This window comes from Cognatiluteimonas profundi (genome assembly GCF_009792795.1).
Classification (GTDB): Bacteria; Pseudomonadota; Gammaproteobacteria; order Xanthomonadales; family Xanthomonadaceae; genus Cognatiluteimonas; species Cognatiluteimonas profundi.
The window spans coordinates 125,295-145,191 of sequence record NZ_VKHQ01000005.1; the positions used below are offsets into that span (position 1 = coordinate 125,295).

16 protein-coding genes are annotated in these 19,897 nt (G+C 66.4%); 4 read left to right on the plus strand and 12 right to left on the minus strand.

The window, feature by feature from the left end; genetic code table 11:
- The first annotated feature begins 27 nt into the window (after positions 1 to 27).
- Together recQ and GST15_RS10480 are read left to right on the plus strand one after the other, a co-directional pair.
- Positions 28 to 1,836 carry a DNA helicase RecQ gene (recQ, locus tag GST15_RS10475; protein WP_159017246.1) on the plus strand — a complete coding sequence of 603 codons (1,809 nt, stop codon included), beginning with the start codon at positions 28 to 30 and terminating at the stop codon, positions 1,834 to 1,836.
- Between the two features lie 321 nt (positions 1,837 to 2,157).
- On the plus strand, positions 2,158 to 3,234 hold the full coding sequence (locus GST15_RS10480; protein WP_159017247.1) for a PIG-L deacetylase family protein: 1,077 nt from the start codon (positions 2,158 to 2,160) through the stop codon (positions 3,232 to 3,234).
- 73 nt (positions 3,235 to 3,307) lie between these two features.
- On the opposite strand, the gene GST15_RS10485 is transcribed toward GST15_RS10480, so the two are convergent.
- The gene (locus tag GST15_RS10485) at positions 3,308 to 3,577 is read right to left on the minus strand and encodes a hypothetical protein (protein ID WP_159017248.1); all 270 of its coding nucleotides are present in this window, start codon (positions 3,575 to 3,577) and stop codon (positions 3,308 to 3,310) included.
- Positions 3,578 to 3,833: 256 nt separating this feature from the next.
- Between GST15_RS10485 and GST15_RS10490 the strand changes: the two genes are divergently transcribed.
- Both GST15_RS10490 and GST15_RS10495 read left to right on the plus strand, forming a co-directional pair.
- On the plus strand, positions 3,834 to 4,301 hold the full coding sequence (locus tag GST15_RS10490; protein WP_159017249.1) for a host attachment protein: 468 nt from the start codon (positions 3,834 to 3,836) through the stop codon (positions 4,299 to 4,301).
- A gap of 18 nt (positions 4,302 to 4,319) precedes the next feature.
- The gene (locus tag GST15_RS10495; protein WP_159017250.1) at positions 4,320 to 4,835 is read left to right on the plus strand and encodes a CDP-archaeol synthase; all 516 of its coding nucleotides are present in this window, start codon (positions 4,320 to 4,322) and stop codon (positions 4,833 to 4,835) included.
- A gap of 165 nt (positions 4,836 to 5,000) precedes the next feature.
- On the opposite strand, the gene GST15_RS10500 is transcribed toward GST15_RS10495, so the two are convergent.
- From GST15_RS10500 to GST15_RS10550, 11 genes are all read right to left on the minus strand, one after another.
- Complete coding sequence (locus GST15_RS10500; RefSeq protein ID WP_159017251.1) at positions 5,001 to 5,642, minus strand: glutathione S-transferase family protein; 642 nt, start codon at positions 5,640 to 5,642, stop codon at positions 5,001 to 5,003.
- Positions 5,643 to 5,697: 55 nt separating this feature from the next.
- Entirely contained in the window at positions 5,698 to 8,070 is a 2,373-nt protein-coding gene (locus GST15_RS10505; RefSeq protein ID WP_267902556.1) for a heavy metal translocating P-type ATPase, read from the minus strand.
- A 100-nt stretch (positions 8,071 to 8,170) separates the two neighbouring features.
- A complete protein-coding gene (locus tag GST15_RS10510) occupies positions 8,171 to 11,332 on the minus strand; it encodes an efflux RND transporter permease subunit (RefSeq protein WP_159017252.1) in 3,162 nt (1,053 codons plus the stop codon).
- The gene (locus GST15_RS10515; protein WP_233263153.1) at positions 11,329 to 12,609 is read right to left on the minus strand and encodes an efflux RND transporter periplasmic adaptor subunit; all 1,281 of its coding nucleotides are present in this window, start codon (positions 12,607 to 12,609) and stop codon (positions 11,329 to 11,331) included. The genes GST15_RS10510 and GST15_RS10515 overlap by 4 nt, the downstream gene beginning before the upstream one ends.
- Positions 12,606 to 13,889, minus strand: coding sequence for a TolC family protein (locus tag GST15_RS10520; protein WP_159017253.1), 1,284 nt, complete (start codon positions 13,887 to 13,889; stop codon positions 12,606 to 12,608). The genes GST15_RS10515 and GST15_RS10520 overlap by 4 nt, the downstream gene beginning before the upstream one ends.
- 73 nt (positions 13,890 to 13,962) lie before the next feature.
- Positions 13,963 to 14,343: a hypothetical protein gene (locus GST15_RS10525; RefSeq protein ID WP_159017254.1), complete on the minus strand. Its 381-nt coding sequence runs from the start codon at positions 14,341 to 14,343 to the stop codon at positions 13,963 to 13,965.
- Between the two features lie 174 nt (positions 14,344 to 14,517).
- Positions 14,518 to 15,603, minus strand: a complete 1,086-nt coding sequence (locus GST15_RS10530) for a c-type cytochrome (RefSeq protein ID WP_325064772.1) — start codon at positions 15,601 to 15,603, stop codon at positions 14,518 to 14,520.
- A gap of 15 nt (positions 15,604 to 15,618) precedes the next feature.
- The gene (locus tag GST15_RS10535) at positions 15,619 to 16,731 is read right to left on the minus strand and encodes a copper resistance protein B (protein ID WP_159017255.1); all 1,113 of its coding nucleotides are present in this window, start codon (positions 16,729 to 16,731) and stop codon (positions 15,619 to 15,621) included.
- Positions 16,728 to 18,575: a copper resistance system multicopper oxidase gene (locus tag GST15_RS10540; protein ID WP_159017256.1), complete on the minus strand. Its 1,848-nt coding sequence runs from the start codon at positions 18,573 to 18,575 to the stop codon at positions 16,728 to 16,730. Before GST15_RS10540 ends, GST15_RS10535 begins: the two co-directional genes overlap by 4 nt.
- Before the next feature lie 115 nt (positions 18,576 to 18,690).
- A complete protein-coding gene (locus tag GST15_RS12980) occupies positions 18,691 to 19,113 on the minus strand; it encodes a CopL family metal-binding regulatory protein (protein WP_425482237.1) in 423 nt (140 codons plus the stop codon).
- A 9-nt stretch (positions 19,114 to 19,122) separates the two neighbouring features.
- Complete coding sequence (locus tag GST15_RS10550; protein ID WP_233263154.1) at positions 19,123 to 19,896, minus strand: hypothetical protein; 774 nt, start codon at positions 19,894 to 19,896, stop codon at positions 19,123 to 19,125.
- Between the last annotated feature and the right edge of the window lies 1 nt (position 19,897).

Below are 19,897 nucleotides of genomic sequence, written 5' to 3' on the forward strand. Positions count from 1 at the left end.
TCGCGCGCCGGCTGCTAACCTAGTCGCATGTCCGACGCCGCACTTGCCCAGCTCCGCCACGTTTTCGGCTACGACAGTTTCCGCGGGGAGCAGGCACGCATCGTCGACCACGTCACCGGGGGCGGTGACGCGCTGGTGCTGATGCCGACCGGCGGCGGCAAATCCCTGTGCTACCAGCTCCCGGCCCTGCTGCGCGACGGCACGGCGATCGTCATCTCCCCGTTGATCGCGCTGATGCAGGACCAGGTCGAGGCCCTGCGCCAGCTGGGCGTGCGCGCGGCCTTCCTCAATTCCAGCCAGGACGCCGCCGAGTCGGCGGCAACCGAGCGCCAGCTGCTCGATGGCGCGCTGGACCTTGTCTATGTCGCTCCGGAGCGACTGCTGACGCCGCGGTTCCTGTCGCTGCTGGACCGCGCGCCGATTGCCTTGTTCGCCATCGACGAAGCCCACTGCGTGTCGCAATGGGGGCATGACTTCCGTCCCGAGTACCGGCAGCTGACGATGCTGCACGAGCGCTGGCCGCAGGTGCCGCGCATCGCGCTCACCGCCACCGCCGATGCGCCGACACGTCGCGAGATCATCGAGCGGCTGGCGCTGGAGGATGCGCAGCAGTTCATCAGCTCCTTCGACCGGCCCAACATCCGCTACACGGTCGTGCAGAAGCACGACAGCCGCCGCCAGCTGGAGGATTTCCTCGAGGGCCACGCGGGCGCCTCCGGCATCATCTATTGCCTGTCGCGCCGCAAGGTCGACGCGACCGCGGCCGCGCTGGCTGCACGCGGCATCACCGCCCTTCCCTACCATGCGGGCCTGGATGCAGGCGTGCGCGCCGCCAACCAGCGGCGCTTCCTGCGCGAGGACGGCATCGTCATGGTGGCGACCATCGCCTTCGGCATGGGCATCGACAAACCGGACGTGCGCTTCGTCGCGCACATGGACCTGCCCAAGTCGCTGGAAGGCTATTACCAGGAAACCGGACGCGCCGGCCGCGATGGCGAGCCATCCGAAGCATGGCTCGCCTACGGCCTTGGCGATGCCGTGCTGCTGCAACGCATGATCGAGCAGTCCGAGTCGGGCGAGGAGCGCAAGCGCCTGGAGCGCAGCAAGCTCGACACGCTGATCGGCTATTGCGAATCCACCGGCTGCCGTCGGCAGACGCTGCTCGGCTACTTTGGCGAATCGCACCCGGGCGCATGCGGCAGTTGCGACAACTGCATGCAGCCACCACGCAGCTGGGATGCCACCGTCGCCGCGCAGAAGGCGCTGTCCTGCGTGTACCGCAGCGGCCAGCGATTCGGCGCGGCGCACATGATCGACGTGCTGCGCGGCGCCGACACGGTGAAGATCCGCCAGCACGGACACCAATCGCTGACCACCTATGGCATCGGCACCGACCTGGATGCGCGGCAGTGGCGCAGCGTGTTCCGGCAACTCGTCGCCTGCGGCTTGCTGGACGTCGACGTCGAAGGCCATGGCGCCTTGCGGCTGACCAATGACAGCGCCTCCGTGCTCAAGGGCGGACGCACGCTCCAGCTGCGTGCGGAGCCCGGCGCCACGCCGCGTCGACGCGACAGTACGCGGCGACCCGATGCCAGCGTGCCCACGCTGCCTGCCGACGCCGCCAACCGCTTCGCGTCGCTACGCGCCTGGCGCGGCGAGACCGCGCGCGTGCAGGGCGTCCCGGCCTACGTGATCTTCCACGACAGCACGCTGCGCGAGATCGCCCTGCGCAAACCGCGACACCTGGACGACCTGGCCACGGTCACCGGCGTCGGCGCCGGCAAGCTGGAGCGCTACGGATCGGCGGTGATGGACGCGCTGGCGGATGTCGGCTGAGTGGCCGACCGGCGCCGGACGCTGCCGCTGTCAGCGCGCTCGGCGATAGGGGCTCGTCCCAGCCAGTTCACGCGGCCCTGCCTAGGCTGATTTCCCCAACATCGGGACAGTCGTGCACGGTCAGCAATGCACCGGCGACCACAACGCAGACGTCATAGGAGGCGAGCGATGGCAGGTCGGTCCGGCAAGGCAGCCGCGGGCGGAGGCGCTGGCCTGGTGCTGCGCGCCGGTGCCCGCCTGGCCGGGATGCGACATCATGGACTGGCTGCTTCCCACCGATGGTGGACGACGGCATCGTCCACGCAGGGAGTAAGCCGGGGCATGGAGATCACCTGCCAACCAGATGACAGGCTGCTCGTGTTCGCGCCGCACCCGGATGATGAAAGCCTTGCGTGCGGGGGCCTGATCCGGCGGGCCCGCAATGCCGGCGCGGATGTGCGGGTCGTGGTCGCCACCAACGGCGACACCAATCCCTGGCCGCAGCGACTGACCGAGCGGCGCTGGCGACTGGATCGCGACGCCGTCGACCGATGGGCCGCGTTGCGGACCAGCGAAGCGCGCGCCGCCCTGCATGCCATGGGCGTGCATGCCGACCATGCGCACTTCCTGCAGTGGGCCGACCAGGGCCTGACGACACGCCTGGTGCACGACGGCGAGGCGAGTGTCGCGGAACTGGCACGGATCATCCGCCTGCATCGTCCGACGCTGGTGGCGATGCCGAGCATCCACGACTCGCATCCCGACCACAGCGCGCTCGCGATCCTGCTCAATGCCGCACTCCGGGCCGAGTCCAGCCCGGCACGGCTGTTGTCGTACTGGCTGCACGGTCGCGGAAGCAGGACAGCCGATGCGCCCATGTGCGTGACCCTGACGGCCGATGAATTGGCGACAAAGCGCGCTGCGGCACTCTGCCACGACAGCCAGACGCACTTCGGCAAGTCGCGCCTGTTGAATTTCGTGAATGCAACCGAACGCTTCCTGCACCCGTCGATGGCGATGCAGGCGACCGGACAACCGTGGTGCTGGCAATTCAATGCCGCTGTTCCGCTCGCGCTGGCGTCCGCACGCCGCCTGCGTGTCGTGGGTATCTCCGCGGGCGGGGCGCTGCGGGCCGAAAGCCTCGAACTGCGCACATCGACCGACGCCGGCCTTCGCATCACGCGGCGCGGGCCGCGCAGTTTGCAGGTGGAGCTTCAGCCTTTGTGGACCGAGCCGGGCTGGATCACCGCCAAGCTCGACACCGATCACCGGATCAACGTCTACGACGCCTTTGGCTGGCTCGACCGCCATCCGCCGCCGCGCGACATGTCGCAACTGGCCTGCGAAGCGCCGGCGCAACCACACACGGTCGGCGCCGGGAACGGCGTGATCCATGGCACGGAAACAATCGAGCCGTAAGCAGAAGAAGCCGGTCGCCGCGGCAGCACGGACAACTGTTGCGTCATCATCGCGCCACGCGCCGCCGCAACGATCACTCGACGCGGAAGTGCCTGACGCGCTGGGTCTTGGTGTCCAGGCCGACCAGCTTTCGACCCAATGCCTTGGGCACCGTCGCAAAGCCCTGTTTCGCGATCTCGTCGATGATTCGTTCCCACAGCCCGGGGATCGCCTGCTGGTCCGAGTAGACGGTGCCCCAGCCGAGCAGCGGGCCGTGGCTCAGCACATGGTCGTCGGACGCCGTCCCGTTTTCCGGGAAGATCAGGAACACGTCGTCCTTGCCCGAGTACACGTTGAAATTCATGTTGCACGCCGGGAGAGAAGTCGCTTCGGCGCACTCTACCGAATCATGTCGACAAAGGGTGTCAACGACGTCCGCGGAAAACTCCCTGCGCTCCGTCACACCTGGCGTGGCTGAACATGAACAGCCCGGCGGCTGCAATCCACTGGTATTCGCCACCCGGATTGGTTGACGAGCACGCCTGCGATATTGATGCGGATCAACATCGGCACGAAGCCCTGGCACTACGGTTCCTCCATCGCATTGACGGGAGGTTGCCATGGTTCCGACGTGGGTTCTGGTCGCTGACGGTGCCAGGGCGCGCTTGCTCGCCCTGGACAAGGCCACGCATGCAGTCGCCGAGATCGAGGATTTCGCAAACCCCGACGCACGCGGGCGTGAACCGGCACGCGATCGCCCTCCACGCACGCATGATCGGCTCGGCGACAGCCGGCACGCGATCGAGGCGCATACAAGCGAGCGCGAGAAGGTGCTCAAGGCGTTTGCGCGCGAGCTCACCGCCGTATTGCAGCGCGGGCACGCCGACCATCGTTACGACGATCTCATCCTGGTCGCGCCGCCGCATTTCCTCGGGACGCTCAATGCCGAGCTCGACGCCCAGGTGCGCGACTGTGTCTCGCTGGCGTTGCCCAAGGACCTCACCAGCGCCGATACGCGGGTGATCCTCGAACATCTCCCGTCCGGGTCGGCATCGACGAGACATTCCTGGTCGCCGCCAGCGCGATAGCCCGCACCGGCATTGCGAGTGGACAGCAGCGCGGCGGTCGGCCACGTCCTGGGCTTGCTGTACTTCATGCTGCCGGCGTATGCCGCGAACATGAGTGCGCCATTCGCGCGTTACTGGCGTGGCCGCAATCCGCCGATCAACGCGCGCCTTCTGGGCAGCCACAAGACGGTGGTCGGTTTCGGGCTCGGTGTCCTTGCCGCAACCGTCGTGACGGCGCTGCAGGCTTGGCTTGCCCTGCCCGGCACCGTTGTCGACGACGCCAACTGGCCTTGGTTGGGCCTGGGCTTCGGCATCGGCTCCATGGGCGCGGATGCATTGAAAAGCCTCGCCAAGCGCCGCCTGCGGATCACTCCGGGCTCACCGTGGATTCCATTCGACCAGGTCGATTTCGCCATCGGGGCGCTGCTCTGCGTGGCTCCGCTGGTGCGCGTCCCATTGCTGGACGTCGGCATCATCCTGCTGATGACCTTCATCGGCGACCTTGCCATCAACCGGTTGTCGTTTCGCATGGGCATCAAGCGCACGCCTTGGTGACGTCGCCGCGTGGCGAAGGCTTGTCGCGATCACGGATACCAGGCGCACGGTTCGTCGCGCATCCGGCGGGCATGCCTGGGTCGGCCACGACGCCGAGGTGCTGGCTGAGAGTGCGGCTGCGTGTCGGCTGCAGCGTCCGCGCTGCCTGGCGGCAGCCAGCGGCCATCACGGCAACTCGGCGGTGGAATGCGGGTCGAGTGAATAGGGATGCACCGTCGCCAGGAAGCCGTCCTGCGCCTGGATCCGTGCAATCCAAACCCTGAAGTGCGGAAATGGATCCAGCGACAGGCCGGCCTCCTCGGCGCGGCTGGCATAGGCGAAGACGCTCATGTCGGCGATGGTGTAATCGTCGCCGGCGATGAACGGGCGCAGCGCTAATTGTCCGTCGAGGATCTGCAGCGTGCGCTGCGATGCGACGCGTTTGCCGTCGACGATTGCCTGGGGACGCGTCGGGAGCTTGCCGGCCATCGTCCAGTAGCGCAGCGAGCCGATGTTCATCTCGACGTGTTCCTGCTCGAACGACAGCCACTGGTGCACCTTCGCACGCGCGAACGCATCGGATGGCAGGTACGCGGTCCTGTCCGCAAGGTAAGCCAGGATCGCGTTGGATTCGGCCAGCGTGCGACCGTCGTCCAACTGGATCGCAGGAACCTTTCCCGTCGGGTTGACCTGCCTGTATGCAGCCTTACGGCCCTCGCCTTCGAAAATCCCGACGATGACGGTGCGGTATGGCCGGCCCAGGTGGTTCAGCAGCTGCCGCACTTTCCAGGCGTTCTGCGAAGGCAGGTAGTCGAACAAGGTCAGCATGGCGAACATCCACGGGGCAAGGGATGCCGACTATCCGCGACCGTGACCGCTGCTTCTATCCGATTCCTGCCGAGGCCCCGCCCCGATGATCCGTGGTCGATGCAGGCAGTGCGACCCGGCCCAGGCGCAACGCGTTGCTCACCACCGAGACCGAACTCAGGCTCATCGCCAGCGCCGCGATCATCGGGCTGAGCAGCCAACCGAATACCGGATACAGCACGCCCGCCGCGAGTGGGACGCCGAGCGCGTTGTACAGCAGTGCGAAGACCAGGTTCTGCTTCATGTTGCGGACCGTGGCCTGGGAGATCGCACGCGCCCGCAGGATGGCGTGCAGGTCGCCCTTGACCAGCGTCACCTGCGCGCTGGACATGGCGACGTCGGTGCCGGTGCCCATGGCGATGCCGACGTCGGCCGCGGCCAGTGCGGGCGCGTCGTTGACGCCGTCGCCCGCCATCGCCACGCGGCGCCCTTGCGCCTTGAGCCTTTGCACCAGCACCAGCTTGTCCTGTGGCCGCACTCCGCCATGGGCTTCGGTGATCCCGAGACTGCGCGCCACCGCATCGGCCGTGGCCTGCGCGTCGCCGGTCGCCATCACGATCCGCAGGCCGGCGTCGCGCAACCCATCCAACGCAGCCGGCGTTGTCGGTTTGATGGCATCGGCGACTGCGACCGCGCCCGCCAGCCGTCCATCGACGGCAAGCAACATCACACTGGCGGCCTGCTGCCGCCATGCGTCGGTCGCATCGCGCACCGATGCCGCGTCGGCACCGACGTCCGCCATCAAGGCCGTGTTGCCCAGGGCCAAGGTGCGACCATCGATGGTCCCGCGCACGCCACTGCCGGTCACCGCGTCGAATGCATCCACATGCGAGAGCGGCAACTCGCGACGCCTGGCTTCTGCGAGGATGGCCTCGGCCAGTGGATGCTCGCTGCCCTGCTCCAGGCTCGCGGCCAGCTGCAGCACCTGGTCCGCGGTGAAACCGTCGGTGGCGACGACATCGCGAAACGTCGGCCGGCCTTCGGTCAGCGTGCCGGTCTTGTCGACGACCAGCGTGTCGATCGCGCGCAATGTCTCGATCGCTTCGGCATCGCGGAACAGCACGCCGGCCTGCGCGGCGCGGCCGGTGGCGACCATGATCGACATCGGCGTCGCCAGCCCCAGCGCGCAGGGGCAGGCGATGATGAGGACGGAAACGGCGTTGAGCACGGCGTAGGTCCAGGACGGTTCGGGACCGAACAGCCCCCACGCGAAGAACGTCAGCACCGACGCCGCGATGACCGACAACACGAACCAGTGGGCGACGTGGTCGGCCATGCGCTGCATCGGCGCCCGCGTGCGCTGCGCCTGCGCGACCAGCTGCACGATCTGCGCCAGCACCGTCCCCGCCCCGACCTGGTCGGCGCGGATCACCAGGCTGCCGGTGCCGTTGAGCGTGGCGCCGATGACGGTCGCGCCCGGAGCCTTCTCCACGGGTAGCGATTCGCCGGTCAGCATCGACTCGTCGACGCTGGAGTGGCCGTCGAGCACGGTGCCGTCCACCGGCACCTTCTCGCCGGGCCGCACGCGCAGGCGGTTGCCGACGTGCACGTGCTCCAGCGGGATGTCCTGCTCGCTGCCATCGTCGTCGATGCGCCGCGCCGTCTTCGGCGCCAGTCCGAGCAGCGACTTGATGGCCGCAGACGTCTTCGAGCGCGCACGCAGCTCCAGCAACTGACCGAGCAGGGTGAGCGAGACGATCACCGCTGCGGCCTCGAAGTAGACGCCAACGCGTCCGTGTTCCATGAACGATGCCGGGAAGATGCCCGGCGCGATGGTCGCCACGGCGCTGTAGGCGAACGCCGCCGCGACGCCGATGCCGATCAGGGTGAACATGTTCGGATTGCGCGTGCGGATCGAGGCGATGCAGCGCACCAGGAATGGCCAGCCCGCCCACAGCACCACCGGCGCACTCAGGGCGAACTCGATCCACGTCCGCGCCTGGATGGAGAGGACGTGGATGCCATGTCCGAACATGGCCAATGCCAGCACGAGCGCGCTGAGCGGCAGCGTCCACCAGAAACGTCGGCTGAAATCGCGCAGCTCCGGGTTGTCGTCCGCGTCGAGGTCCGGGGTCTCCGGCTCCAGCGCCATGCCGCAGATCGGACAATTCCCGGGCCCTAGCTGCCGGATCTGCGGATGCATCGGACAGGTGTAGATGGTGCCGGCCGGTGCTTCTGGCGTCGCTTGCGCCGGCGCCGGCGCCAGGTATTTCGCAGGATCGGCGACAAACTTCGCGCGGCAACCAGCCGAACAGAAGTGGTATCTCGTGCCGGCATGGTCGGCGTGGTGCGTGCTGCGCGCGGGATCGACCTGCATGCCACAGACGGGGTCGAGTGCGGTGGCGGCCTGCGTTGGCGACGAGGGCCCGGGTGGCGAAGGACTGTTCATGTGTCGTCCGATCGAAGGACTGCACCAAGAATAGGATATCGATCGGGAAGGCGGCGAGACGGGGCGCCGCCGTTCCTGGAAGCCGTATTCGCCGCCGCCGTCATGGCTGGTGATTTCCCGGCGGCGACGGTTTATTGCGTGTCATGCCCCGGCGTTGCAACAGTCGATACGCGGCGGGGATCACGAGCATCGAGAGCAATGGCGCGGTGATCATGCCGCCGACCATCGGTGCAGCGATGCGCTGCATGATTTCCGAACCGGCGCCACCACCGACGAGGATCGGGAACAGACCCGCGAGGATGACGGCCACGGTCATGGCCTTGGGTCGAACCCGCTGGACGGCGCCTTCGCGGATTGCGGCGTCGAGTTCCGCCTCACCTGACTGCGGATTCGCCGCGAGCTGCTTTTCCCAGGCATGGCGCAGGTACAGCAGCATGATGATGCCGAATTCCGCAGCCACGCCCGCCATGGCAATGAAGCCGATCAGCGTCGCGACCGACACGGCGTGTCCGAGTAGCCAGATCAGCCACAGCCCGCCGACCAGGGCGAACGGCACGCTGAGCATGACGATCGCGGCTTCGGCTGCACGGCGAAAGACCAGGAAGATCAGGGCAAAGACGATCACCAGCGTGATCGGCGCAACGACCTTCAGCCGGGCCGTCGCCCGCTGCAGGTATTCGTACTGGCCAGACCAGCTCACCGAGTAGCCGGCTGGCATCTGCATCTGCGTCGTAACGGCGTGTTGCAGGTCCTTGACGACGGATCCGAGGTCGCGGCCGGCGACGTCGACGTAGACATAACTGGCGAGGCGACCGTTCTCGCTCTTGAGCATCGGCGGGCCGGTGGTGGCCGACAACACGGCGACCTGCCCCAGCGTCAGCTGCACACCGCCCGGCGCGACCAGCGGCAGCTGCGCCAGAGCCTGCGGCGTATCACGCAAATTGCGCGGGTAGCGCACGACGATGGGATAGCGTTCGCGCCCCTCGATGGTTTCGGCGATCGGCTCGCCACCCACGACGGTACCGATGAGCCGTTGCACCTGCGCCTGGCTCAGCCCATAGCGTGCCGCCGCGTCGGTGCGTATCGCCACATCGAGGTAACGTCCACCGGTCACGCGCTCGGCAATCGCCGAATTCACGCCAGGGACCGTGCGCGCGATCTGCTCGATGCGATCACCAAGTCGTGCCAGCACGGCGATATCCGGGCCCATCACCTTGATGCCGATCGGACTCTTGACGCCGGTGGCGAGCATGTCGATGCGATTGCGGATCGGCGGAACCCACAGGTTGGTCAGGCCCGGTACGTGCACGGCGCGATCGAGTTCACCGCGCAGTTTCGCCGGTGTCATGCCGGGCCGCCATTGGCTGCGCGGCTTGAACGTCACCGTGGTTTCGAACATCTCCAGCGGCGCCGGATCGGTCGCACTGTCGGCGCGTCCGGCCTTGCCGAACACATGCGCGACCTCGGGGACGGTCTTGATCATGCGGTCGGTCTGCTGCAGCAATTGCGCCGCCTTGCCTGCCGACAGCCCGGGCAGCGCGGTCGGCATGTACAGCAGCGTGCCCTCGTCGAGTGCCGGCATGAACTCGCTACCCAGCCGCAGCAGCGGTAATGCACTCAGCAGCAGCGCGAGCCCGGCCAGCAGCAATGTCACGCGGGGGTTGCGCAGCACGACGTCCAGTGCGGGCCGGTAGATCGCGACCAGCGTGCGACTGACGGGATTGTCCTTCTCCGCGCGAATGCGGCCGCGGATCAAATAGCCCATCAACACCGGCGCCAGGGTGATCGCCAACACGGCGGCGGCCGCCATCGAATAGGTCTTGGTGAATGCCAGCGGGGAGAACAGCCGGCCTTCCTGTGCCTGCAGCGCGAACACCGGCACGAACGACAGCGCGATGACCAGCAGGCTCACGAACAGGGCAGGGCCGACCTCGGTTGCGGCCTCACCCATCAGCAGCCACCGCTCCTGCCCTTCGGGATCACGTCCGGTGCGTTCTCGGAAATGCTCCAGGTGCTTGTGCGCGTTCTCGATCATGACCACCGCCGCATCGACCATGGCGCCGACGGCAATCGCAATCCCGCTCAATGACAGCAGGTTGGCGCTGATGCCCTGGTAGCGCATCACGATGAAGGCCGCCAGCACGCCGAGCGGCAGGGTGATGACTGCCACCAGTGCCGATCGCAGATGCCAGAGGAACAGCGCGCACACCAGCGTCACGATGAGGAATTCCTCCCCGAGCTTGCGGGTGAGGTTGTGGACCGACGCCATGATCAGTTCGGATCGGTCGTACACCGGCACGATCTCGACGCCGGCCGGCAGGCTTGCACGTAGGCCCTCGATGCGCTGCTTGACCGCCTTGATCGCGGCCAGAGCATTCTTGCCGTTGCGCAGGATGACCACGCCACCGGCGACTTCGCCTTCGCCGTCCAGTTCGGCGACGCCGCGACGCAGGGCGGGTCCGCGCCGCACCGTGGCCACGTCCTGCAACAGCACCGGCACGCCGTCGGCGCCCATGGCAATCGGAACGCGCTCGAAATCCTGTCGATTGCGCAGGTAGCCTTCGCTGCGCACCATGACCTCCGCTTCGGCCTGTTCGATGACCGAGCCGCCGGTGGCGCCGTTGGCGTCGCGGATCGCTTCGACCAACTGATCGATGGTGATTCCGCGCGCTGCCAGCGCCTGTGGATCGGGAACGATCTGCCACGCCCGCACCATGCCGCCGATGCTGGCGACTTCGGCAACATCGGGAACGGTCTTGAGTTCGTAACGCAGGAACCAGTCCTGCAGCGCCCGCAACTCGCCCAGGTCATGGCGACCGGTGCGATCGACCAGCGCGTACTCGTAGATCCAGCCCAGGCCCGTCGCATCGGGGCCCAGCGTCGGACTGACCTGCGCAGGCAGCTTGTCGCGCGCCTGGCTGAGGTATTCAAGCACCCGCGATCGCGCCCAGTACAGATCGGTCTTGTCGTCGAACAATACGTATACGAAGGAATCGCCGAAGAACGAGTAACCGCGCACCGCGGTCACGCCCGGCACGGAGAGCATCGTCGTGGTCAACGGGTAGGTGACCTGGTCCTCGACGATGCGCGGCGGCTGACCCGGCCACTCGGTGCGGATGATGACCTGGGTGTCGGACAGGTCGGGCAATGCGTCCAGCGACGTGCCGGCCACCGACCAGATGCCCCAGATCGCAACGACCAATGCGCCGATCAGCACGAGTGCGCGGTTGGCAATCGATGCACGGATGATGCCGGCGATCATGGCTGTCGTTGCCGGTCGGGACTGTTGCGCGGCGCTGGCGCGTCGCCACGCGCAGGCGCGCCCGCTTCGGCGTCGGATGTCACTGTCGGACTGCCAAGTCGATCCAGTCCACCGGACAAATTCGCTTCGGAATCCAGCAGGAATTCGCCCGACGCCACGACGCGTTCACCGCCCTTCAATCCCGACAGGACTTCGGTCATGCCGGCGCCGCTGCGGCCTGGAACCACTGCCACGGGATGAAACCTGCCGTCATCGCCGAGCACGATGACATGCGACTGTGCGCCGGCACCGATCAGTGCGTCCGAAGGCACCAAGGGATGGTCAGTACCCGCAGCCGGCTTCAACGTGACCTGCGCGAACATGCCGGGCGCCAGCAAGCCATCGGGATTGTCGATGACGATGCGCGCACGTTGCGTGCGGCTGCCCACATCGACCTGGGGAAGCAACGCCTCCACGCGCCCGCGGAATACGTGGCCTGGCACGGCATCGACGGAGGCTTCGACCGCCGTGCCGGTCGCGATGCCACCCAGGCCGGCCTGCGGCACCGCGGCTTCGAGCCAGACCGTCGTGCTGCCATTGATGCGGAACAGCAGCGTGCCCACCGGAGCGGACTGGCCTTCGCGGACACCGATCTCGCTGACGACCCCGGTGATTGGCGACGTCAACGTGATGCTGCCGCCATGGCCACCGCCGGTTCCCACTGGCAAACCCAGCACCCGCAGGCGTGTGCGTGCGGCCGATTGCAGGTCACGCGCTGATGCGGACTGCGCGTGGCCCAAGGCGTGCGCTTCGGCCAGCGCCGAGCTCCATGCAGGCGCCAGCACGCTGGCCAACGGTTGGCCAGCGTGTACTGATTCAAACGGCGTCCTGACGTAAAGCCGTTCGACGATTGAATCCACGCGCGCGCTCACCACGCGTTCCTGGCGCAGATCCCAGCCAATGCTGCCGGGCACATGGATCGTGCTTTCAAGGCTGCCTCGCGCCACCACGACCGTGCGCATGCCGAGGCTCTGGCGGAGTCCCGGCGCGACGGCAACACCTCCGTCATTCGCATCGCCCGCATATTTGGGAATCAGCTTCACGTTCATGGACGACTTGCCGGGCTTCGCGTAGCGCTCTTGCGGCATCATCGGGTCGTACCAGTACAGCACTTTGCGCTGAGCCGGCGCGACTGACGCGGCTTGGGTGGTGCCACGCGAGTGGCCCATCCAGTAGCCAAGTCCGACGCCGCCCAGTAGGAACAACGCCGCTGCGGCGACGAGATGGATGCTCCTCATGGCTGCTTCTCCATCGGGAGCAGATACGCCAGCGCAATCCACGCCTGCGCCAGTGCCCCCAGTTGTTGCGCATACACCAACTGTGCATCGAGGTCATCGCGCCGGGAGTCGAGCCAGGGCTGCAAGGCCCCGCCCGCCCGATAAGCCGCCAGCGTCGCCTGGCTGCGGTCGTGCGCGAGGGGCAGCAGCGAATCCCGGTAGAGCGCGATCTGGCGCTTGAGTCCTTGCCATCGCGCGATGTCAGCGCGGACACGGGCGACCTCCTGCCTGTGACGATCCTCCCGGCTCGCAAGCGCAGCCTGGTAATCCGCTTCGCGCGCGGCCACGCCCCGATCCTGGCGGTCGCGCGTGAACAGTGGCAGGCCGACGCCAATCTCGAACGTCAGCATGTCGTCGCGACCATGCTCGCGCTGACCGTATGACGCACCGACGCTCCAGTCCGGATGCCTTTCCGCGCGTGCAACGTCGACGGCAGCCGCGGCTGTCTCGAGTTGCGCGGATGCCGTCAGCAGTGGAGCAAGCCGATCGATGCGCGCCAGCAGTCCCGCTTCCGAAACCGGCAGTTCGTTGAAACCGACAGCGTCCGTCGTGGCGTCGACGTCCGCATCCCCGATCCAGCGCGCCAGTCCCGCCTGCGCGCTTTGGCTGTCGGCGCGGGCGGCTTCGATCCGGCTGTCCAGTTCCAGCAACGCGGCCTTGCTGGCCAGCGCATCGCCGGCCGATCCATCGCCACCAGCCAGCCTGGCCTTGGCGAGCGACACCACCAGCGCGGCTTGCTGGCGCAACCGCTGCAGGCCCAGCAGCTGCTGCTGCGCCGTCCACAATTGCGTCCATGCATCGGCGGCACTGCGCCGCACGTCGAGTCGCTCGGCTTCCGATTGCGCCACCGCTTCGTCCACCTGCCGTGTCGCGAGGCGCTGGCGCGCATCGCGCTTGGCGCGCGCCGGGATCTCCTGGCGCAGGCCGATCTTCTTCATCGTCATGAAGTCGGCGCCGGTGTTGAACGCATCCGATCCGGTCACCGGCAGGTTGTCGATGCCTACGGTCAACATGGGATCGGGCAAGGCGCCTGCGCGTGCGGCGTCCTGCTGCGCGGCCGTTACGCCGGCACGGCGCGCATCGAGCATCGGCGCCTGGTCGACGGCCAGGCGCACGGCGTCCTGCAGGGAGATCTCGCGAGTGGTGGCCGATACCGGCAACGACACCGTGAACGACAAGCACAGGCACAGCGTGCAGGCCGTGCGGCGGGCAACGCCACGATGGGATTCGATGGTCAACATGAAGCCTCCGAAACGACAGCAGTACGAACGGGCGACATGCAGTCGCCGCCGACTTATGAGGTCATTTGGAGGCCTAGATCAGGAGGCTGCAGTACTGCAGGCGCGGTGGTGGATCCGAACGGGCGATCGGGATGTCGGTACACACCGCGATGCGGGATAGCGGTTGCAGACCCGATGCGGAATAGCCTGGCGATGGCAACGCCAGCGGGGGAACCGACAGCTTGGCTGCATCGGTTGCCGCCGTCTGGTCGGGATGGCAGTGCTTCGTACAAAGTCCCAGGTCGGGCTGCACGTGCGCGATATCCATTCCGGCGCAATCGCCGGCCATCGCCGACATGGCGACGCGGCCAGTGTCCGTGGGGCACAGGTAAGCGGCCAACGCGGCTTGCTGCAACAGCAGGCAGAAGATGGCCATCAAGGCCACCCTCATGCGCTTGCGGACGTATCGGGACATTACGGCGATACTACTCCGGGCTCGTCCGGCAGAGTCTGCCGATCTGCCTTCCGCCGCGTTGATCCAGGTCAATCGGGATCGCATCGCCGGCCTGCGGACCTCGTTGCGGAACCTCCTCGCAGAGCGGGGGAGTCGCTCGCATTGCCGGAACCAGTTCGCCGATTCCCGCTGCCATCATTGCGGCAGCTCTTGCGACGCCCACTCGACCTTGGTGATCAGCCACCCCGTCGCCGTCTTTTTCAATGTCAGCATTTCAGTGTTCTGCAGTGAGATCGGCTTTCCGTCACGACTCGTGTGGATGTCGCTGCGGCTGGCGACCATCGCGGTCTCGCCCATCGGCATCGAACCCCGCGACAACAACTGGACCCGAGCATCCTTCAGGAATGCGATGTCCTCGCCAAGGTGCAGGGCCGCGTATTGCTCCCGCGACTGTGTCTCATTGCCCTCACTGATGGTGGCTCCCGGCGCAAGCAAGGCCAGCGCGGCAGTGCGATCGCCCTTCTGCAATGCGGCACGGAACGTGTCGGCTGCCGCTTCCGCTGCTGGTTCGGCTTTCGGCTCGAAGCCTGGCAGCGATGGTGTTGCTTCAGCCTTGCCGACAGCCTCTCCATGACTATGCCCGGCTTCACCGGTGCTGTCGTGAACTGCGGCGGAGGCCGCACCGGCCATGGACATGCCCCGCATTCCGGCCCCATGACCTTCTTCCGCCTTACCCTGGTGGTGACCACCTTCCATGTCTTCATCTGGCGGAGCCCTTGCAACGATGTCCGCGTATTGCGCGGGCGTCAGGTTCGGCAGTTTCTGCAGGAAAGCGACCATGCTCCAGATGGTCGCATCGTCGTGGGTCAGTCCCCATGCCGGCATCGCGCTCATCTTGACGCCGTGCTTGATCACCCAAAATGCGTCCCGCGGATCAATCCGAAACGTGGACAGGTTCGGTGGCTGCGGATACAGGCCAGGCCTGATTTCGGAATCCTCCACGCCGGGTGCGAGATGGCAGCCGGTGCACATGGCCGCATATTGACCAGCTCCCTTGAGGACGAGTTGTGGATCCTCCAGGTTGGGCATCTTCAGATCCTGCGCGCGGACGTGGATGGAACGCGCCCGCAACGTTTGCATCAACATCAGCATCGGGCGGGTGTGAGGGTCGTCGGCGCCGACGTTGTAGATGCCAAACCAGACATAGCCAGCGAACAAGGCCATCGCCGCTACCAGCAGCAGCGCCCCACGAACGATTGATTTGCGAGTCAAGAAAGCCAATGTCGAATCCCTTTGTCAGAACCAGAGCCGCAGGCCCGCCACGAAGCGGGTGTCATTGCTGTCTTCCCCCGAGGCCCTGCGAAAGCCGGCTGTGGGCCCAAACGCACGCTCGCGCGTGAGGCCGATGTAGGGCGCGAGGCGGCGCGTGAATTCGTAGCGCAGCCGCAAGCCCACCTCGGCGGTGCTCAGACCCGAACCATTCCCGCGGCGGGGATCATCCTGTCCAAACAGATTGACCTCGATACGCGGCTGCAGCACCAGGCGATTGGTCAGCAATGTTTCGTACTCGACGTCCACACGTGCGGCGGTCTGACCGCCCTGTCCCATGTAGGCCGTGGCGTCGACCTCGAACTTGTACGGCGCCATGCCTTGGATGCCAATTGCGGCGAAATCCTGCGATGCACCTGGCTTGAAGTCATGGCGGACGCCGGCGACGACGTCCCACCATGGCGCGACGCTGTGACCGAACAGGATTTCGAGATCGGCTGATTCGGTGCGGCCAGCGATGCGCGCGCCTTCGCTGCGCAGCCAAACGCGATTCATGTCAGTGCCGATCCAGGCCCTGCCATCCCATTGCAGTCCGACCCCCTTGTCTGCGTTCCAGGCTTCCAGTCGATCGAATAACGTGAAGCTCTGGATGCTGTCGTCGTGCACGGGATGATCGTGGGCCGGCGGCCGTGCGGCCGCGCGATCAGCGTCCGTGAGCGGAGGGATCGCGGTATGCGCTTGCGCTGACGGCGCCTGGGTCGCGTGATGCATCGCGTCGTGGTCCATCGGCTCCATGCCCGGCATCGCACCCATGTCCATCTCGCCCATGGTCGCGTCGTCCGCGCCCCCGGAATTGCCGGCGGGCACGACCATGTCATGCGAATGCGCGGATCCCCCCGGCGTTGCGGCGGCCTTCCGTGCTTGCACGGGTCTCCGCGGTGTCGCCGCAGGCGGCTTGATCGCTTTCTCCGACCCCACCTGCTTCCTCGTTGCCTTGGGCTTCTGCGCCGGCATCGGCGTGGACATCGGCATGCGCATGTTCGGATCCATCTGCTGCGCGGCAGCCGGGCCGGACAGCCATCCCGTCGCTACCGCTGCGACCAGCGCGATGGACACGAATGTGGGCTTCATGGCAGTCATTCCGCCACCTCCACTTCCCGCATCATTCCCGCTTCCATGTGATACAGCAGGTGGCAGTGGTAGGCCCAGTGGCCCAGCGCATCGGCACGCACGCGATAGCTGCGCCTGGTGCCCGGCGGCATGTCGATCGTGTGCTTGCGCACCTGGAAGTTGCCCTGCTCGTCTTCCAGGTCGCTCCACATGCCGTGGAGGTGGATCGGGTGGGTCATCATCGAATCGTTGACCAGCACGATGCGAAGGCGCTCGCCGTAATTGAAGCGGAGCGGCTCCGCGCTGGAGAATTTCTGGCCGTTGAACGACCATGCGAACTTGTCCATGTGTCCGGTCAGGTGCAACTCGATGTCGCGGCCGGGATCGCGGCCATCAGGATCCTCGAATGCGCTCCTGAGCATCGCGTAGCTCAGCACCATGCGACCGTTGTCGCGCAGGCCGATTCCGGGATCGTCGAGTCTTGGTGTTGGCGAGGGGCTGCGCATGTCGACCAGCGGATTGCCGCTGGCAGGCCGCATGTCCATTTCGCCCATGTCCATGGTGGACATGTCCTGCGACTGCGCTGTAGACCCCGGAGGCGCGGACACGGCGGCTTGCGGCATGTCCATTCCGGCCATTCCGTCGTGGCCGGTTGCCGCCGTCGCATGGCCTCGCTCGACAGAAGCGCGGCTGGCGTGCGCCATGTCACCCATGCCCATGTCAGCCATCGTCAGGATCGGTCGCGGATCGACCGCCGGAACCGGAGCGCGCAACCCTTCGCGGACTGCCAGCGTGCCACTGACGTAGCCGGTGCGGCCCAGGTCCTGGGCAAAGATCGTGAAGGCATCCTGGCCGGAAGGTTCGACGATCACGTCGTACACCTCGGCGGTGGCGATGCGGAACTCATCGATCGTCACCGGATGCACGTACTGCCCGTCGGCGGCGACGACCGTCATCTTCAATCCAGGGATGCGCACGTCGAAATGCGTCATCGACGAACCATTGATGAAGCGTAGGCGGACTTTTTCGCCGGAGCGGAACAACCCGGTCCAGTTTCCCAGCGCCGTCGTGCCGTTCATCAGGTAGGTATAGGTATTGGCGTTGACGTCCGACAGGTCGGTCGGCGTCATCCGCATCCGGCCCCACATCCTGCGGTCCGCAAGCGTGGGCTCGAGGCCGTTGCGATCCACGTCGTGGATGAAATCACCAACGGTGCGTCTGTAATGGTTGTCGTAGCCCGACATTTTTTTCAGCCGCGAGAACAGCGCGGCGCCATCCAGGTCGGTCCAGTCAGTGAGCATCACGACGTAGTCGCGGTCGTAGGCGAAGGGCTCCGGATCGATCGGATCGATCACGATCGGCCCGTAGAGTCCCATCTGTTCCTGGAATGCGGAATGGCTGTGGTACCAGTAGGTGCCGCCTTGGCGGACGGTAAACCGGTAGTGGTAGGTCTCGCCGCGGCCGATGCCGTCAAAGCTGATGCCCGGCACGCCGTCCATGTTGGCTGGCAGCAGGATGCCGTGCCAGTGGATCGACGTCTCATGGCCGTGGACGGAACCCATCGGCAATGCATTCGTGACGCGAAGATTCACGGTCGTGCCTTCTCGCCAGCGCAGCAACGGTGCCGGCAGCGATCCATTGACCGTCACCGCCGGTCGCGTGCGGCCGGTGAAATCCATCAACGTCTGTCCGATCGTCAGGTCGAACTCCGTGCCCGACATCACGTTCGGGGTGCCGCCCTTTGTCGCCCAGCTCGATCTTGGCCACAGGCCCAGGCCGGCAATGGCCCCCCCCACCGCCAAGCCCTGCACGAAACGCCGTCGGGATGGCTTCGGCAGCCCGTCGGCTCCCGAGTCGAAAGAATCAGATGACATGTTTGTCTCCGTACCAAACGTGAAAGGCGGCAACGGTGAACGTTGCCAGGCCTTGCGGCGCGCGAGCTGGAAACGCCCGGCGCAGGCGATGGGCGCCCGAAGGCGCGTTGCACGCCTAATTGATCGGAGGTCGGATGAGACTTGGCAGTGCAGGTTCAGCGTGCCTGGACTTCACGTGGCCAACCGCTGCCATCACTTGCCCGAGAGCGGCATGGAAAACGTTCGACGCCATTTGAACCTGCGCCTGGTGCATGCACATGGAACTGCAGGTCCCCGCATGGCAGCAATCCGGGGTCGGCTGCCCGGTCTTTCCCGGCAATGAACCTGGCAGCACGGACTGATCGGCCATGGGCTTGGCAACGCCGGTCAATTGATGCCCATGGCACGGTGGATGGTCCGCACGTGCGTCCGATTGCGCAGCATTGGGTTGGCCCGGCTGCTGCAGCGACATCGTCGCGGACGTCGCTGCATAGACTGATCCGTTGAGGATCAGGCTGATGCACAACAACACGCGCCAAATGGCAGTCCGTAGAGACATGCCGTTACCTTACCTCACTTGGGGCGACTCGCGCACCCGCGTGGCGGCTTCGTGCGGCCCGAACATATCGCGTGCCGGGCTCATTTCCGGAAGGATGTAGACCACGCCGCTGTTATGCGTGAACGCGGGATTGACCACGGTGTCGTAGAACTTCACCGGGACGTTGATGCACCCATAGGAGATGCGGTTGTCATCGGCAGTCGCACTGGCCAGTCGTTGCGCGCGTCGCTCGACGGGCGTGCCCTTGACGACGCGATGCAGCGCAAGGGCGTTGGCGTAGTCCACCCACAGGATGTCCTTGCCGTGCAGGTCGGGGCCCAGTGACGCGACGAAACGGCCTGCGGGAGTGGTGCGCTCCTCCGGCCGGATGGCCGACAGCTTCTGGTCGCCGATACCGGCGACCGTTCCGTCACCCGGGACCATGCCAAGCAATGCAGGCGCAGTGCCCTGCAGGCGTCCGTGGACATCGAGCACGAACACCTTCGCGTTGACCTTGTCGATGATGATGTAGGGCATGCCGGCGTTGTCGCCGGAATCAGCCACCCATTGCGCGACGTACTGCACCTCCTGCGATGCGGATGCCTGCTTCAGATCCTGCATCCCGGCATGCGGCGCAACGGCCACATGCGCTGTCGATGCGGCGCCTTCCACCCCGGATGCGAGCGCACGCCCCGGATGCAGGGCGATAAGAATCGCCACGACGACGCCTTGCGCCGCGATCGCGCCGGCCAGGCGCTGGCGCGCACCGGGCCGGCGCATCACGAAGGGCAACTGGCTGTGCATC

Excerpts from the sequence above, each read along its gene's own strand:
- recQ (WP_159017246.1), top strand. The coding sequence starts at position 28 with ATGTCCGACGCCGCACTTGCCCAGCTCCGCCACGTTTTCGGCTACGAC.
- GST15_RS10535 (WP_159017255.1), bottom strand. The coding sequence starts at position 16,731 with ATGACTGCCATGAAGCCCACATTCGTGTCCATCGCGCTGGTCGCAGCG.
- GST15_RS10480 (WP_159017247.1), top strand. The coding sequence starts at position 2,158 with ATGGAGATCACCTGCCAACCAGATGACAGGCTGCTCGTGTTCGCGCCG.
- GST15_RS10485 (WP_159017248.1), bottom strand. The coding sequence starts at position 3,577 with ATGAATTTCAACGTGTACTCGGGCAAGGACGACGTGTTCCTGATCTTC.
- GST15_RS10525 (WP_159017254.1), bottom strand. The coding sequence starts at position 14,343 with ATGTCCCGATACGTCCGCAAGCGCATGAGGGTGGCCTTGATGGCCATC.
- GST15_RS10490 (WP_159017249.1), top strand. The coding sequence starts at position 3,834 with ATGGTTCCGACGTGGGTTCTGGTCGCTGACGGTGCCAGGGCGCGCTTG.
- GST15_RS10550 (WP_233263154.1), bottom strand. The coding sequence starts at position 19,896 with ATGCACAGCCAGTTGCCCTTCGTGATGCGCCGGCCCGGTGCGCGCCAG.
- GST15_RS12980 (WP_425482237.1), bottom strand. The coding sequence starts at position 19,113 with ATGTCTCTACGGACTGCCATTTGGCGCGTGTTGTTGTGCATCAGCCTG.
- GST15_RS10510 (WP_159017252.1), bottom strand. The coding sequence starts at position 11,332 with ATGATCGCCGGCATCATCCGTGCATCGATTGCCAACCGCGCACTCGTG.
- GST15_RS10520 (WP_159017253.1), bottom strand. The coding sequence starts at position 13,889 with ATGTTGACCATCGAATCCCATCGTGGCGTTGCCCGCCGCACGGCCTGC.
- GST15_RS10500 (WP_159017251.1), bottom strand. The coding sequence starts at position 5,642 with ATGCTGACCTTGTTCGACTACCTGCCTTCGCAGAACGCCTGGAAAGTG.
- GST15_RS10515 (WP_233263153.1), bottom strand. The coding sequence starts at position 12,609 with ATGAGGAGCATCCATCTCGTCGCCGCAGCGGCGTTGTTCCTACTGGGC.
- GST15_RS10505 (WP_267902556.1), bottom strand. The coding sequence starts at position 8,070 with ATGAACAGTCCTTCGCCACCCGGGCCCTCGTCGCCAACGCAGGCCGCC.
- GST15_RS10540 (WP_159017256.1), bottom strand. The coding sequence starts at position 18,575 with ATGTCATCTGATTCTTTCGACTCGGGAGCCGACGGGCTGCCGAAGCCA.